Here is a 15,557-nt window from a genome sequence, read left to right as displayed (position 1 = left end):
CCGGAGCAAGCCCGCTCCCACATTTTTTCCTCGCATGCCTTATCCTGCACACTCTGAATACGGACGCTTTTCCATGCTGGTCATTTCCAACAACGTGCATCTGCCGGATGCAGAGATCGAGTTGACGGCCATTCGCGCGCAAGGGGCGGGTGGGCAGAACGTAAACAAGGTCTCCAGTGCCGTGCACCTGCGCTTCGACATTCCGGCGTCGTCCTTGCCCGAGTTCTACAAGGAGCGGCTGCTGGCACTGCGCGACAGCCGCATCACCAGTGACGGTGTGCTGATCATCAAGGCCCAGCAGTACCGGACGCAGGAGCAGAACCGCGCCGATGCGCTGTTGCGGCTGACCGAGTTGATCCTCAGTGCCACCAAGGTCGAGAAGAAGCGCCGTCCGACCAAGCCGACCCTCGGCTCGAAGACCCGTCGCCTCGAATCCAAGAGCAAGCGCGGCAACATCAAGGCCGGGCGCGGCAAGGTCGACTTCTAACGGGCGTCCCGCGCCTCGCGTTGCTTCGGTGCCTGTCGGTACAGGTAAACGCTCAGCGTCAATCCGCTCACCGCAGCAAGGGCGGCGAACAGGAAGATCGAAGCGAAACCGAACCCGGCGGCAATGGCGCCAGCGACCGGTCCGGTGATCCCCAGTGACAGGTCGATGAACAGCGAATAGGCGCCAACGGCTGCGCCACGGCTGGAGGCCGGTACCAGGTTGACCGCTTCCACCCCCAGCGCCGGAAACACCAGCGAAAAGCCGAAGCCGCTCAGTGCCGCACCCGCCAGCGCCCAATGCGCATCCGGTGCCAGCCACAGCAACAGCAATCCCAGGGTTTCCACTGACAGGCAGGCAATGGCGACGCGAAAGCCGCCGAGGCGGTTGATCAGGTTGCCGAACAGCAAGCGCGCGCCGATGAAACTGGCACCGAACAGGCTCAGGCACAGCACGGCGTTATCCCAGTGTTGCGTGGCGTAATACAGGGTGATGAAGGTGGCGATGGTGCCGAAACCGATGGAGCCCAGGGCCAGGCCACAGCCGTGGGGGAAGACCCGCCCGAGCACGTGCATGAACGGCAGGCGCTCACCGGCAACGATAGGCGCGGCGGTTTTCGGCCAGGCCAGCAGCAGGCCGAGCACGGCCAGCAACATAATACTCACCCCCATGCTCCACAAGCCCAGTCGATGGACGATCAACACGCCCAAGGGCGCGCCGACGGCCAGTGCGCCGTAGCTGGCGATACCGTTCCAGGAGATGACTTTGGCGGTGTTCGCTGCACCGACCCGGCCGATACCCCAGCCAATCGAGCCCGAGCCTACCAGGCTCTCCGCGCTGCCGAGAACCAGGCGTCCGATCAACAGGCTGATCAGGCTCAAGGTCGGCAGGCTCTGGGTCCAGGCCGAGATCAGCATGAACACGCCGCTCAAGCCGCAACCGGCCAGGCCATACATCACTGCCAGTTTGCTGCCCTTGTTGTCGATGATCTTCCCGGCATGGGGGCGGCTGAGCAGGGTGGCCAGGTATTGCACGCTGATCACCAGGCCCGCGATCACCGCGCCGAAGCCCAGGTCGCTGTGGACGTAACCGGGCAACACGGCCAGGGGGATGCCGATGTTCAGGTAGCCGATGAAGGTGAAAAGGACGATGGAAACAACTTGCAGCGTGACCGCCAGGGGGCGCTGGTTTTCAGGCATGGGTAAAGGTCCACGGTAAAGCAGGATAGATAGGCTGCTTATGATAGCGGTGTGGACGGTCGCAGGTTATGAAAAAGTAAAACTATTTGCCCGGAGGTGTCATTCGGGTTTGACGGGAGCGACCAGTTGCGTGGTGACCAGGGCGGCCAGCGCATTTTCTTCGCTGCCGAAGCGGGCGAGCAAAGCGGCTTGTTTTTCGGGGGAGAGGCGATTCCAGATCTCGATCATTTTCTCGGCAGTGCCGATCAGGACGCTGGCTTGCGCTTCGCTGAAATCATCGGTCATGGTCAGGCTCGTTTCAGGCAGTGTGGAAAGCGCATGTTAGCGCTTTCCACACGGTCTGTACCGCGGGTGTTTCAGTCTTCGCTGTCAGCCTGGCGGCGGTCAGTGGCTTCTTTCGGCTCGGGCTGTCGGGCTCCGGCTTGCTGCGTGGGCGTCTGCTCAGGTACGTGCAGGCTTGGGAAGGGGAGATTGGGAATCTCGTGCATGGTTGCGCTCCTCGCTAAGTCTGTTGATAGATCTGGTAGATCCGCGCTTTAAAAAAAGCCTTGGCAGGATACAGCACTAAAAATGACAAACAGACTTTTATATCCATTTGTTTCGACGGATGGGATTGTATAGACAGGTTGAAACAACTGTAGGAGCGAGCTTGCTCGCGAAAAACGTCAACGATAACGCAGGGGTGCTTGACACCCCGCGGTGTTCTGGCGTCCATCGCGAGCTAGCTCGCTCCTACAGGAAGGGGGCAGGATTATTTGCAGACCTTGGCAATTGCTTCGGCCAGCAAATCCAGGCGCGTGGCATCAATGCCTGCGACGTTGGCCCGGCCGGAGTTGACCATGTACACGCTGTGGTGCTCGCGCAGTTGCCTGACCTGATCCGGCGACAGGCCGGTGTAGGAGAACATCCCGCGTTGCACGCCAATGTGCGCAAAGCGCTCGCGCAAACCGTGAGGCTCCAGCGCCTCCACCAGACCGCTGCGCAGTTGGGCGATGCGCAGGCGCATGCCTTCCACTTCGTCAGCCCAGAGGTTTTTCAGCTCCGGGTCGCCGAGGATGGTCGCGACCACGGCCGCACCGTGATCCGGCGGCGTCGACCATAGGTTGCGGGCGATATTGGCCAGCTGGCTGCGGATGTCGGTGAGCTTGTCGGCGGTTTTCGCGCAGACAATCAGCGCGCCGGTGCGGTCGCGGTACAGGCCGAAGTTCTTCGAGCAGGAACTGGTGATCAGCAGTTCCGGCAACTCGGCGGCGAACAGCCGGGTCGACCAGGCATCCTGTTCCAGGCCATCGCCGAATCCTTGGTACGCGAAGTCGATCAGTGGCAGCAATTCGCGCTTGCGTACTACCTCCAGCACCCGATGCCAGTCGTCGTGGGACAGGTCGAAACCGGTCGGATTGTGGCAACAGGCGTGCAGCAAGACCACGTCACCCTTGGGTGCTTCATTGAGCGCTGCCAGCATGCCTTCGACGTCGAGACGGTTGTCACTGCCGACGTAGGGGTAGTGGCTGACCTTGACCTTGGCGGCCGCGAAAATGCTTTCGTGGATCGGCCAGGTCGGGTTGCTCAACCACACACCGCGGCCTGGCAGGCATTGGGCGATGAAGTCCGCGCTCAGGCGTAGCGCACCAGTGCCGCCGGGCGTCTGGGTGGCGCCGGCGCGTTGTGCGCTGATCAGTTTCGAATCGGCGCCCAGCACCAGTTCATTGATGGCCTTGCCGAACGCAGGCTCGCCGTGGCCACCGATGTAGGTCTTGGTGGATTGACGCTCAACCAGGCGTTGCTCGGCAAGCTTCACCGATTCAAGAATCGGCGTCAGGCCCTGGGCGTCTTTATAGACGCCCACGCCCAAATCGAACTTGCGCGGGTTCGGGTCCTGCGCGTAGGCCTCCATCAGGCCGAGGATCGGGTCGCCAGGTACTCGACCGATGGCGTCGAAATGCATTATTTGCGCCCCTCAGCGTCCTTCGCTACTTCGTCAGTGCGCGCGGCCATGATGAAGTCGTTGCGGTGCAGGCCCTTGATCGAGTGGCTCCACCAGGTCACGGTCACTTTGCCCCACTCGGTCAGCAGGCCCGGGTGATGGCCTTCGGCTTCGGAGATTTCACCGACGGCGTTGGTGAAGGCCAGGGCATGTTTGAAGTTCTTGAACAGGAAGACCTTTTCCAGCTGCATGATGCTGTCGCGTACTTCGATGTTCCAGTCCGGGATCTGCTTGATCAGGATCGGCAGTTCTTCATCGCTGACTTGTGGGGCGTCGGCGCGGCAGGCTTCGCAATGGGCTTGGTTCAAAGTGGACATGGTGTGGTTCCTGAAATCGAGTGTTTTTATATCGGTCGACAGTTCCGTCACGCTAAACCAAAGCGACGGTGACTGACAGACTCACTTGTCAGCAAAAGTCGCGGTTCACGCAGCCTTTGGCGGAAATTTCGGGGTGTGCAGACCCATCTGCATCGCTTGCTTGACCATGCCCATGATGTCTTCGTGGGCCAGGTCGAACAGGCGCTTGAGGTTCGGCAGAACGAAATACAGGGGTTGCAGGATGTCGATGCGGTACGGCGTGCGCATGCATTCCAGCGGGTCGAAGGCTTGATGTTCAGGCTCGTTCGACAGGCAGTAAACGGTTTCCTTCGGCGAAGACAGAATGCCGCCGCCGTAGATGCGCTGGCCTTGCGGGGTGTCGAGCAGACCGAATTCGATGGTCATCCAGTACAGGCGCGCCAGGTACACGCGCTCTTCCTTGGTCGCCTTGAGGCCGAGCTTGCCGTAGGTGTGGGTGAATTCAGCGAACCAGGGGTTGGTCAGCAACGGGCAGTGGCCAAAGATCTCGTGGAAAATGTCCGGCTCTTGCAGGTAGTCCAGTTCTTCGCGAGTGCGAATAAAGGTCGCCACTGGAAACTGCTTGCTGGCCAGCAATTCGAAAAAGGTCTGGAAGGGAATCAGTGCCGGAACCCGGGCAACCTGCCAACCGGTAGTTTCACCGAGGACCTTGTTGATTTCGCCGAGTTGAGGAATGCGGTCGTGGGGCAGACCGAGTTTTTCGATACCGTCCAGGTATTCCTGGCACGCACGCCCTTCGATCACTTTCAGTTGACGAGTGATCAGCGTGTTCCACACCGCGTGTTCTTCGGCGGGGTAGTCGATAAAACCTTGCGCATCGGGCTCGCGAGCCACGTATTGCGTCTGCTTCATGCTGCTCTCCTGCTAGGGGGATTCGTTCTTGTTATGTGCTGCTATAGACCTAGGAATACCCCATGAATTGCAGCGTTGCAGCAGGTGTCGGGCGTCGTGCACAGGAAAACTCCTCGATAAACGTAAAATTTTCGTTACGAATTTGTCGCGATCGCGCAGCCATTGAGATTTCCCGGTTTGAAAAACGCTTTGCCTGTCACATAATCTTGACGACTATCTGGGTGCCTCGAAAGAAAAATGCGATCGAACGCGCACTGCAATACCCCTGTGGGAGCGGGCTTGCTCGCGAAAGCGTCGGCATAGTCAACATTGATGTATCAGACAGACCGCCTTCGCGAGCAAGCCCGCTCCCACAGGACCTCAACCTCACTCACTGCATTTTCGGGCCTTTTATATGCGTATCAAAGTCCACTGCCAGAACCGCATAGGCATCCTGCGCGACATTCTCAATCTGTTGGTGGAGTACGGGATCAACGTGGCCCGCGGTGAGGTGGGCGGTGAGCATGGCAATGCCATCTACCTGCATTGCCCGAACCTGATCAACATTCAGTTCCAGGCCTTGCGTCCGAAATTCGAAGCGATTGCCGGGGTCTTTGGCGTCAAGCGTGTAGGCCTGATGCCCAGCGAGCGTCGGCACATGGAGCTCAATGCACTGCTCGGTGCGCTGGAGTTTCCGGTGCTGTCGATCGACATGGGCGGTTCCATCGTCGCGGCCAACCGGGCAGCGGCGCAGTTGCTCGGAGTGCGGGTCGACGAGGTGCCGGGTATTCCCCTGTCGCGGTACGCCGAGGATTTCGATTTGCCGGAACTGGTGCGCGCCAACAAGTCGCGGATCAACGGGCTGCGGGTCAAGGTCAAGGGTGATGTGTTTCTGGCCGACATCGCGCCATTGCAATCGGAGCACGACGACAGTGAGGCCATGGCTGGTGCGGTGCTGACGCTGCACCGCGCCGACCGGGTGGGCGAGCGCATCTATAACGTGCGCAAGCAGGAGCTGCGCGGCTTCGACAGCATCTTTCAGAGCTCGAAAGTGATGGCCGCGGTAGTGCGCGAAGCGCGGCGCATGGCGCCGCTGGATGCGCCGCTTTTGATCGAAGGGGAAACCGGTACCGGTAAAGAATTGCTGGCGCGAGCCTGCCATCTGGCCAGTCCTCGCGGGCAGTCGCCGTTGATGGCGCTCAATTGTGCCGGTCTGCCGGAGTCCATGGCCGAGACTGAACTGTTCGGTTATGGCCCTGGTGCCTTTGAAGGGGCGCGGGCCGAAGGCAAGCTCGGGCTGCTGGAGCTGACGGCGGGCGGTACGCTGTTTCTCGATGGCGTTGGGGAAATGAGTCCGCGCTTGCAGGTGAAATTGCTGCGCTTCTTGCAGGACGGTTGCTTCCGTCGTGTGGGCAGCGATGAAGAGGTCTACCTCGACGTGCGAGTGATCTGCGCGACCCAGGTCGACTTGTCCGAATTGTGTGCTCGCGGCGAGTTCCGCCAGGACCTCTATCACCGCTTGAATGTGTTGTCGCTGCACATCCCGCCGTTGCGCGAATGCCTCGACGGCTTGACGCCGCTGGTGGAGCACTTCCTCGATCAGGCCAGTCGGCAGATCGGCTGTTCGCTACCCAAACTCGCCCCGGCGGCCATGGAGCGGCTCAGTCACTACCATTGGCCGGGTAACGTGCGGCAACTGGAGAATGTGCTGTTCCAGGCGGTTTCCCTGTGCGACGGCGGCACGGTCAAGGCCGAGCATATTCGTCTGCCGGATTATGGCGTGCGTCAGCCGCTTGGCGATTTTTCGCTGGAAGGCGGGCTGGACGAGATCGTCGGGCGTTTCGAGAAAGCCGTGCTGGAGCGGTTGTATTCCGAGCATCCTAGCAGTCGGCAACTGGGCAAGCGCCTGGGGGTTTCACATACCACCATTGCCAACAAGTTGCGCGAGTATGAGGTGGGCAAGACCGAGTCTTGACTGAAATCTGCGGCGTAATTGCCGGCCTCTTCGTCGGATCGCCGCCCGGAGCAAGCCCGCTCCCACATTTGGACGGCGTTCTCCCTGTGGGAGCGGGCTTGCTCGCGAAGAGGCCGGCACTGCTGGCACCAGGTCAAGTCTTGCCACCCACCGGCATGACACCGCCGGTTTTTCGTCTCCGATACAAATCACCAATCCCCTCTGATCCCTTCAAGTCCTTTGTTTGCCGGGCCTCGCGCCGCCAAAAACAAGTTGGTCTGCAAATTGCTTATGGCTCAGCAGTACAGCAGTGGACGGCAAACGTCCGGCAGGCAGAGGAAAGAGTGTGGACAAGTACCTTTATGTGGCAATGACCGGCGCCAGCCAGAATGCACTGGCGCAAAAGGCTCATGCCAACAACCTCGCGAACATCTCCACCAACGGCTTCCAGAAAGACCTGGAGCAGGCCCGTTCGATGCCGGTGTTCGGTGACAGCTTTCCGGCGCGTGCGTTTGCCATGTCCGAACGCCCAGCCACCGATTTCTCCCCGGGCTCGCTGGTGGAAACCGGCCGCGACCTCGACGTTGCCGTGCAAGGCAATGGCTGGATTGCCGTGCAGAACCCCGATGGCGCTGAAAGCTACGTGCGCACCGGCAGCCTGAACGTTGACGCCCTGGGCGTGTTGCGCGCCGGCAACGGCATGCCGGTCATGGGCAATGGCGGGCCGATTGCCGTGCCGCCGGAGCAGCAGATCGAAGTCGGTGAAGACGGCACCATCAGCATCCGCGCAATGGGCGAAGGTCCCCGGGTGATGGCTGAGGTCGACCGCATCAAGCTGGTCAACCCGGACCTCAAGAACATGACCAAGGGCCTGGATGGTTCGATCCACACCAAGGACGGCAAGCCGGCGCAGGCTGATGCCGGCGTCAAGCTGGTGTCCGGGTTCCTCGAGTCGAGCAACGTCAATGCCGTGGAAGAGATGACCTCGGTACTGGCCTTGTCCAAGCAGTTCGAGCTGCACATCAAGATGATGAACACCGCCAAAGACGATGACCAGGCCATGGCTCGGGTCTTGCAGATCAGCTAATTATCAGAACGTCGCGCCGTAAAACAGGCGCACGAGGAGAATCGAATGCTTCCGGCTCTATGGGTTGCCAAAACAGGTCTGTCCGCCCAGGACACCAACCTGACCACCATTTCCAACAACCTGGCGAACGTGTCGACCACGGGTTTCAAACGTGACCGCGCCGAGTTCCAGGACTTGCTCTACCAGATCAAGCGTCAACCAGGCGCCCAGTCGACCCAGGACAGCGAACTGCCGTCGGGCCTGCAACTGGGTACCGGTGTGCGCATCGTCGGCACCCAGAAAAACTTCACCGCCGGCAGCCTGCAAACCACCGAGCAGCCACTGGACATGGCCATCGACGGTCGCGGTTTCTTCCAGATCCTGCAACCGGACGGCACTACGTCCTACACCCGTGACGGTACGTTCCACCTGGACTCCAACGGCCAGATCGTGAACGCCAGTGGCTTTGCCCTGGAGCCGGCCATTGTCATTCCGAACGACGCGCAGACCTTCACGGTCGGCCGCGACGGCACCGTGTCCATCACCATTGCCGGCAACCCGGCTGCCCAGGTGATCGGCAACCTGCAAACCGCCGACTTCATCAACCCGGCCGGCCTGCAGGCAGTGGGCAACAACCTGTTCCTGGAAACCGCTGCCAGTGGCGCGCCGCAAGTCGGCACACCGGGCCTGAACGGTTTCGGCACCACACTGCAGAACACCCTGGAAACGTCCAACGTCAGCACCGTTGAGGAGATGGTCAACATGATCACCACCCAGCGCGCCTACGAGATGAACTCCAAGGTGATCTCCACCGCCGACCAGATGCTCTCGTTCGTAACGCAGAATCTGTAATCAAGTCTATGTGGCGGCCCTGAGGCTGCCTGCTACACCGTGAGGTAGGGTCATGAATCGCTATGTATCTGTTCTGGCACTGAGTGGGATCGCCGCGCTCGCAGGTTGCGTTCCTGCGACGCCCAAGCCCAATGACCCTTACTACGCTCCGGTGTTGCCGCGCACGCCGTTGCCGGCGGCGGCGAACAACGGCTCGATCTATCAGGCCGGTTTCGAACAGAACCTCTACAGCGACCGCAAGGCGTTCCGGATCGGTGACATCATCACCATCACCCTGAACGAAAGGACCCAGGCCAGTAAAAACGCCAACTCGCAGGTGGCCAAGAACAGCAAGACCGGCATCGGCCTGACCTCGCTGTTCGGTTCTACGCCCAACACCAACAACCCGTTCGGCGATGGCGATCTGAGCCTGAGCGCCAGCTACGAAGGCGACCGCGCCACCAAGGGTGACAGCAAGGCGGCCCAGGGCAACACCCTGACCGGCTCGATCACCGTAACCGTAGCCGATGTGTTGCCCAACGGCATCATCGCGGTGCGCGGTGAGAAGTGGATGACCCTCAATACCGGCGACGAACTGGTACGGATTGCAGGTCTCGTTCGCGCCGATGACATCGCTACCGACAACACCGTGTCGTCGACCCGTGTCGCCGATGCGCGCATCACCTACTCGGGCACCGGTTCGTTTGCCGATGCGAGTCAGCCAGGCTGGTTCGACCGTTTCTTCCTCAGCCCGCTGTTCCCTTTCTAGGTGGCTTTCCAGTTGAGCATGTTGAACTTCAAACACCTTATGGTGGGCGCCCTGTTGCTGTCCGTGGCCTTCGATGCTCAAGCCGAGCGCCTGAAGGACATCGCCAGCATTTCCGGCGTGCGTTCCAACCAGTTGATCGGCTACGGCCTGGTGGTCGGGCTTAACGGCACCGGCGACCAGACGACGCAAACCCCGTTCACCCTGCAGACCTTCAACAACATGCTCTCGCAGTTCGGCATCAAGGTGCCGCCGGGCTCGGGCAACGTGCAGTTGAAGAACGTCGCGGCGGTGTCGATCAGTGCCGATCTGCCGGCGTTCGCCAAGCCGGGGCAGCAGGTCGACATCACCGTTTCGTCCATCGGCAACTCCAAGAGTCTGCGCGGCGGCACCTTGCTGCTGACGCCACTCAAAGGTATCGACGGCAACGTCTATGCGGTGGCCCAGGGCAACCTGGTGGTCGGTGGTTTCGATGCGGAAGGACGAGATGGCTCGAAGATTACCGTCAACGTTCCGTCGGCCGGACGCATCCCCGGTGGTGCGTCGGTGGAGCGCGCGGTGCCGAGTGGTTTCAACCAGGGCAACAGCCTGACGCTGAACCTCAATCGTTCCGACTTCACCACCGCCAAGCGCATCGTCGACAAGATCAACGACATGCTCGGCCCAGGCGTGGCCCAGGCCATCGACGGCGGTTCGATTCGCGTCACCGCGCCGCTCGATCCGAGCCAGCGGGTCGACTACCTGTCGATCCTGGAAAACCTTGAGATCGATCCGGGCCAGGCGGTGGCGAAAGTCATCATCAATTCCCGTACCGGCACCATCGTGATCGGTCAGAACGTCAAGGTTTCCCCGGCCGCCGTGACTCACGGCAGCCTGACCGTGACCATCACCGAAGACCCGATCGTCAGCCAGCCCGGCCCTCTGTCCAATGGCACGACGGCGGTCGTGCCGCGTTCGAAGGTCAATGCCCAGCAGGAAGCCAAGCCGATGTTCAAGTTCGGCCCTGGCACCACCCTCGACGAGATCGTGCGGGCGGTGAATCAGGTCGGTGCGGCACCAGGTGACTTGATGGCCATTCTTGAAGCGTTGAAGCAGGCCGGCGCCCTGCAAGCCGACCTGATCGTGATCTGAGGACGGCCATCGTGGATATGCGCAAGAGCGGTCTGGTCAGCAGCAGCGACTCGGGCTCCTATTCGGACCTCAATCGTCTGAATCAGCTCAAGGTCGGCGACAAGAACAGCGACGGCAACCTGCGCAAGGTGGCGCAGGAGTTCGAATCGCTGTTCCTCGGGGAAATGCTCAAGTCGATGCGCTCGGCCACTGAAGCGCTGGGTCAGGACAATCCGCTCAACACCCCGGCGGCCAAGCAGTACCAGGAAATGTACGACCAGCAATTGGCCGTTTCCATGTCTCGCGAGGGTGGTGGTATCGGCCTGGCGGACGTGCTGATGCGCCAGATGTCGAAGAACAAACCGCTGGCGCCGGGTGAAGCCGCCGCTGCGTCGCTGGCCAAACAGGAGGCCGCGAAAGCAGCCGTTCAAACGCCAGTAGCGGCAGGCACGGTGGCGATCAATGGCCCGCTGTCGCGGATCAACGGTCAGCGTCCATTGTGGGCTTCGCGATCGGTGCATGCGCCGCAGGAGGCGGGTGAGGGTGGTCATCGCAATGACATGGCGCTGATCAATCAGCGACGCCTGGCATTGCCGCCGAAGCTGGCTGATCGTCTGTTGGCCGGGCTGGTGCCTTCGGCGACGACCACAGCTGCGACGGTCAACAAAACGCAATTGCCGGAGCGCACAACGGCCACCGGCTCGGGGCCGCTGTACAACGGCGACTGGCTGGCGAACGCGCAACAATCCTCCTCTGGGGGCATGCAGATTTACGGTCGCGCCATGGCGCAGATTCCTCTGGCGCCGCCGAAGAAAGCCTTCAGCTCCGCCGACGATTTCGTCAACACCATGTTGCCGATGGCCAGGGAAGCGGCGGCCCGGATCGGTGTCGACCCACGTTACCTGGTAGCGCAGGCGGCCCTGGAAACCGGTTGGGGCAAGTCGGTCATGCGCCAGCAGGATGGCAGCAGCAGCCACAACCTGTTCGGCATCAAGGCCGGCAACAGCTGGCAGGGTAATTCGGCGCGGGCGATCACCAGCGAATTCAGAAACGGGCAGATGGTCAAGGAGACGGCCGAGTTCCGTTCCTACGACTCCTACAAGGACAGTTTCCATGACCTCGTGACTTTGCTGCAGACCAACAATCGCTATCAAGATGTCGTGAAGTCGGCCGATAACCCAGAACAGTTTGTACGCGAGTTGCAGAAGGCCGGTTACGCAACCGACCCGGACTACGCAAGCAAGATTTCGCAGATAGCCAAGCAGATGACGAGTTACCAGAACTACGCTGCGGCGGGCGTTTCCACCACGCCTTTATAGGCACAAGGTATAAGGTCTGAATCATGAGTTTGCTCAATATCGGGATGTCGGGGCTGAGTGCTGGCCATAACTCGTTGGTGACGACCGGCAACAACATAGCCAACGTCGACACCGCCGGGTACTCGCGCCAGCAATCTGTGCAGAGCAGCAAAAGCTCGATTCAGTACGGCAACGTGTTCATCGGTACCGGCACGACACTGGCCGATGTGCGCCGTGTGTATAACTCGTATCTCGACTCGCAGCTGCGTACCGCTACCTCGCTCGACAGCGAAGCAGCGTCGTACAACGCTCAAGCCACTCCGCTGGACGCCACGCTTTCCGATAGCAACACCGGGCTGACCGGTGTGCTGCAAAAGTTCTTCACCTCGATGCAAGGCGTTTCGAAGTCGGCTACCGACGATACGTCCCGCCAGTCGGTGCTGACCGGTGCCCAGGCGTTGTCCGCCCGCTTCAATTCGATCGCCAAGCAGCTGAACGACCAGAACACCAACCTCAATGGCAGCCTGGGCGACATGGCGGATCAGGTGAACAAGCTGTCCACCACGATCGCCACGCTCAACCAGAAGATATCCGAGCTCTCCACCGGCAGCAGCCAGCCAAACGACCTGCTGGACTCGCGTAACGAAGCCGTGCGCCAACTGTCCGAGCTGGTCGGTACCCAGGTGGTCGAACGTGGCAACAGCTACGACATCTACATCGGCAGCGGTCAGCCACTGGTGGTCGGCAACACCACCAATACACTGCAAACCGTGCCGGGCAACGATGATCCATCACGCATGGCGCTGCAGCTCAACCGTGGCTCCAGCACCATCGATGTGACCTCGGTGATCAGCGGCGGTAAAATCGGTGGTCTGCTGACTTATCGCAATGAAGTGCTGGACCCTTCGCTCAATGAGCTGGGGCGAGTGGCACTGGTGGTCGCTGACCAGATCAACAGCCAGCAGGCGCAAGGTATCGACAAGAACGGTGATTTCGGCGCGGCGATCTTCAACAACATCAACAGTGCCGCGCTGGTCAGTCAGCGCAGCATTGCGTCGGCAGGCAACAGTGCCGGCTCCGGCAACCTGGATGTCACCATCAAGGACACCGGCAAGCTGACCACCAGCGACTATCAGGTGACGTTCACCAGCGCAACCAACTACACCGTCAAGCGCTCGGACGGCACCGACATGGGCGCGTTCAGTACCACGACGACTCCGGCTCCGGTGATCGATGGCTTCAGCCTGAACCTGAACGGCGGTGCGCTGAGCGCCGGCGACTCGTTCAAGGTGACGCCGACTCGAGGCGCGGCGGCCAGTATCCAGACCGTGCTCACCGACCCGAAAAAAATCGCCGCCGCCGCCCCGTTGACCGGCGTGACCAGTGCCAACAACAGCGGCACCTACACCCAGCCGACGCTGAGCAGCACCATCGATATCTACAACCCGGCGGCCCAGGCGGAAATGCAGACCGCGCTCAAGTACTCGACGCCGGTCAAACTGGTTTTCGCAGCGGCCAGCGGCGGTAGCCAGAACTACAACATGGTCGATGCCAAGGGCAACTCGATCGGCACCGGCACCATCGTTCCCGGCCAGAGCAACACACTGAACCTGAAAGTGGGCATGGTCGATGCCAGCGGTGCTCCGGTCATGGACAGCAGCGTCACGCCGGCGGTGCAGAAGACGTTCACCGTGCAGACCACGGTCGGCGCCACGCCAGCCAGCGGCGAAAGCTTCGCCATCAACCTGGCTGGCGCGGCGTCTTCGGACAACCGCAATGCCCAGGCGCTGGTCGGACTGCAAACCAGGCAGACCGTAGACACCGGCACGGCGAGCAAGGGCATCAGCCTGACCGATGCCTACAACAAACTGGTGACCAACGTCGGCGCCAAGGCGGCCCAGGGCAAGTCCGACAGCGAGGCCACCACGGCGATCCTGGCCAACGCCAAAGGGGCGCGGGATTCGAACTCCGGGGTCGACCTGGATGAAGAAACCGGCAACCTGGTCAAGTACCAGCAGTACTACACCGCGTCTTCGCAGATCATCAAGGCTGCGCAGGAAATTTTCACCACGCTGATCAACAGCCTTTAAGGAGTCGTAATTCATGCGCATTTCCACCGCCCAGTATTACGAAATCACCGCTGCGAACTACCAGCGCAACTTCAACAAGGCCATCGCGACCAGCAACGAAGCCAGCAGCCTGACCCGCGTCAATACCGCCGCCGATGATCCGATCGGTGCCGGTCGTTTGCTGCAGTTGGGTCAGCAGAGCGCGATGCTTGATCAGTACGGCACCAACATCCAGAGCACCAAGAGCGCGTTGAGCCTGCAGGAAACGACGCTCGACTCCATCGGTACCGCTTTGCAGCGCGCCAAGGAACTGGCCCTCGCCGCCAGCAACGGCATCGCCACCGACGCGGACCGCAAGGCCTATGCTTCGGAGTTGGGTCAGATCCAGCAACAAGTGTTGGGCCTGATGAACTCCAAGGATGCGAACGGCAACTACGTGTTCTCCGGTTCGAAAACCGACACTGCGCCTTATTCGCAGAACTCGGACGGTACCTACAGCTACAACGGCGACCAGACCACCGTCGACCTTGGCATTGGCGATGGCATGACGATCGGGACCAACACCACCGGCTGGGATGCGTTCCAGCAGACCATCAATACCGGTCGCACCCAAACCACCATGACCGCTCCGGCAGTGGATGACGGTCGCGTGGTGCTGTCCAACGGTACGGTCGGCACCAGCTCTACCTACAACGCGAAGTTCTCTGGCGGCCAGCCCTACACCGTCAGTTTCCTCAGCAGCACCCAGTTGAAGATCACCGACTCGCTGGGTAACGACGTTACGACCGAAGCCAGCCAGAACGGCGTCATCAGCAACGCCAACGGTGCCAACCAGACGGTCAGTTTCCGTGGCGTTGACCTGAAGCTGAACATCAACCTCAAATCCACTGATACCAACCCGGATGCGGTGATCGCCGGTCACAGTTTCAATCTGTCTTCCACCACGGATACCTTCAACACTTCGCGCAGTGCCGGTAACGCGTCGACCGCAGTCATCACCGGTTCCAGCGTGACGAACCAGACGGCGTACACCAACGCCTTTCCATCGGGCGGGGCGATCCTCAAGTTCACCAGTGCCACCGATTTCGACCTGTATGCGGCACCGATCACCGCCGACAGCAGGCCGGTGTCGTCGGGCACCGTGGCGGGCGGCAACGCCACTGCGGCGGGTGTGACGTTTGCCTTGGGCGGTGGCGCCCCGGCGTCCGGCGACCAGTTCGTGATTCAGTCCAACAACCATCAGACCCAGAACGTGCTCGATACCCTGGGCCAGATGATTACCGCGCTGAATACGCCAATCGACGGCAACCCGGTGGCCAAGCAGGTGTTTCTGGGCGCCATGGAGTCGGGAATGGGCAACATCGACAGTGCGGCCAACCAGATCGGCTCGGCCATCACCACGATCGGTGCCCGTGGTCAGGCGCTGGATAACCAGACCGCGACCAACGAGAGCCTGACCCTGGCGAACACGGCGAGCCAGTCGTCGATTCGCGATTCGGACCCGGCCGAAGTCATGACTCGCCTGACCTTGCAGCAGACCATGCTGCAGGCCGCGCAGCTGGCGTTCAGCAAGATTTCCCAGTTGGGCCTGTTCAACAAGATCTGATGG

15 protein-coding genes are annotated in these 15,557 nt (G+C 60.9%); 9 read left to right on the top strand and 6 right to left on the bottom strand.

What is annotated here, in order from left to right; genetic code table 11:
• Positions 1 to 73 precede the first annotated feature (73 nt).
• Positions 74 to 487, top strand: coding sequence for an alternative ribosome rescue aminoacyl-tRNA hydrolase ArfB (arfB, locus tag ACEN8Q_RS15745; protein WP_008021374.1), 414 nt, complete (start codon positions 74 to 76; stop codon positions 485 to 487).
• On the opposite strand, the gene ACEN8Q_RS15740 is transcribed toward arfB, so the two are convergent.
• The 6 genes from ACEN8Q_RS15740 to phhA all read right to left on the bottom strand — a co-directional run bounded on the left by ACEN8Q_RS15740 (position 484) and on the right by phhA (position 4,875).
• Positions 484 to 1,683, bottom strand: coding sequence for an MFS transporter (locus ACEN8Q_RS15740; protein WP_413427322.1), 1,200 nt, complete (start codon positions 1,681 to 1,683; stop codon positions 484 to 486). The two genes, arfB and ACEN8Q_RS15740, sit on opposite strands and share 4 nt — an antisense overlap.
• Before the next feature lie 99 nt (positions 1,684 to 1,782).
• On the bottom strand, positions 1,783 to 1,968 hold the full coding sequence (locus tag ACEN8Q_RS15735) for a hypothetical protein (protein WP_413427323.1): 186 nt from the start codon (positions 1,966 to 1,968) through the stop codon (positions 1,783 to 1,785).
• Positions 1,969 to 2,039: 71 nt separating this feature from the next.
• Entirely contained in the window at positions 2,040 to 2,171 is a 132-nt protein-coding gene (locus ACEN8Q_RS15730; RefSeq protein WP_008021369.1) for a hypothetical protein, read from the bottom strand.
• A gap of 263 nt (positions 2,172 to 2,434) precedes the next feature.
• On the bottom strand, positions 2,435 to 3,628 hold the full coding sequence (locus ACEN8Q_RS15725; protein ID WP_413705447.1) for an amino acid aminotransferase: 1,194 nt from the start codon (positions 3,626 to 3,628) through the stop codon (positions 2,435 to 2,437).
• Entirely contained in the window at positions 3,628 to 3,984 is a 357-nt protein-coding gene (locus ACEN8Q_RS15720) for a 4a-hydroxytetrahydrobiopterin dehydratase (RefSeq protein WP_007975310.1), read from the bottom strand. The genes ACEN8Q_RS15725 and ACEN8Q_RS15720 overlap by 1 nt, the downstream gene beginning before the upstream one ends.
• 105 nt (positions 3,985 to 4,089) lie before the next feature.
• The gene (gene phhA / locus ACEN8Q_RS15715) at positions 4,090 to 4,875 is read right to left on the bottom strand and encodes a phenylalanine 4-monooxygenase (RefSeq protein ID WP_413425093.1); all 786 of its coding nucleotides are present in this window, start codon (positions 4,873 to 4,875) and stop codon (positions 4,090 to 4,092) included.
• A gap of 394 nt (positions 4,876 to 5,269) precedes the next feature.
• Here phhA and ACEN8Q_RS15710 point away from each other — a divergent pair, with 394 nt between their 5' ends.
• The 8 genes from ACEN8Q_RS15710 to ACEN8Q_RS15675 all read left to right on the top strand — a co-directional run bounded on the left by ACEN8Q_RS15710 (position 5,270) and on the right by ACEN8Q_RS15675 (position 15,554).
• Entirely contained in the window at positions 5,270 to 6,829 is a 1,560-nt protein-coding gene (locus ACEN8Q_RS15710; protein WP_057398327.1) for a sigma-54-dependent transcriptional regulator, read from the top strand.
• A gap of 325 nt (positions 6,830 to 7,154) precedes the next feature.
• Positions 7,155 to 7,895 (top strand): flagellar basal body rod protein FlgF, encoded by a 741-nt coding sequence (locus ACEN8Q_RS15705; protein ID WP_008021361.1) that lies wholly within the window; start codon positions 7,155 to 7,157, stop codon positions 7,893 to 7,895.
• Positions 7,896 to 7,940: 45 nt separating this feature from the next.
• Positions 7,941 to 8,726, top strand: coding sequence for a flagellar basal-body rod protein FlgG (flgG, locus tag ACEN8Q_RS15700; protein WP_015096282.1), 786 nt, complete (start codon positions 7,941 to 7,943; stop codon positions 8,724 to 8,726).
• A 52-nt stretch (positions 8,727 to 8,778) separates the two neighbouring features.
• A complete protein-coding gene (flgH, locus tag ACEN8Q_RS15695) occupies positions 8,779 to 9,474 on the top strand; it encodes a flagellar basal body L-ring protein FlgH (protein WP_413425097.1) in 696 nt (231 codons plus the stop codon).
• An 18-nt stretch (positions 9,475 to 9,492) separates the two neighbouring features.
• Positions 9,493 to 10,602, top strand: coding sequence for a flagellar basal body P-ring protein FlgI (locus ACEN8Q_RS15690; protein WP_413425179.1), 1,110 nt, complete (start codon positions 9,493 to 9,495; stop codon positions 10,600 to 10,602).
• Between the two features lie 11 nt (positions 10,603 to 10,613).
• Positions 10,614 to 11,900, top strand: a complete 1,287-nt coding sequence (gene flgJ, locus ACEN8Q_RS15685) for a flagellar assembly peptidoglycan hydrolase FlgJ (RefSeq protein ID WP_413705446.1) — start codon at positions 10,614 to 10,616, stop codon at positions 11,898 to 11,900.
• 23 nt (positions 11,901 to 11,923) lie between these two features.
• Positions 11,924 to 13,969: a flagellar hook-associated protein FlgK gene (gene flgK, locus ACEN8Q_RS15680; RefSeq protein ID WP_413705445.1), complete on the top strand. Its 2,046-nt coding sequence runs from the start codon at positions 11,924 to 11,926 to the stop codon at positions 13,967 to 13,969.
• A gap of 13 nt (positions 13,970 to 13,982) precedes the next feature.
• Positions 13,983 to 15,554, top strand: a complete 1,572-nt coding sequence (locus ACEN8Q_RS15675; RefSeq protein WP_413425103.1) for a flagellar hook-associated protein 3 — start codon at positions 13,983 to 13,985, stop codon at positions 15,552 to 15,554.
• Positions 15,555 to 15,557: the final 3 nt, after the last annotated feature.

The sequence above is a fragment of the Pseudomonas sp. Pseusp16 genome (assembly GCF_047324915.1).
In the GTDB taxonomy this organism is placed as follows: domain Bacteria; phylum Pseudomonadota; class Gammaproteobacteria; order Pseudomonadales; family Pseudomonadaceae; genus Aquipseudomonas; species Aquipseudomonas fluorescens_CD.
This window is presented reverse-complemented; position numbering and strand designations above follow the sequence as displayed.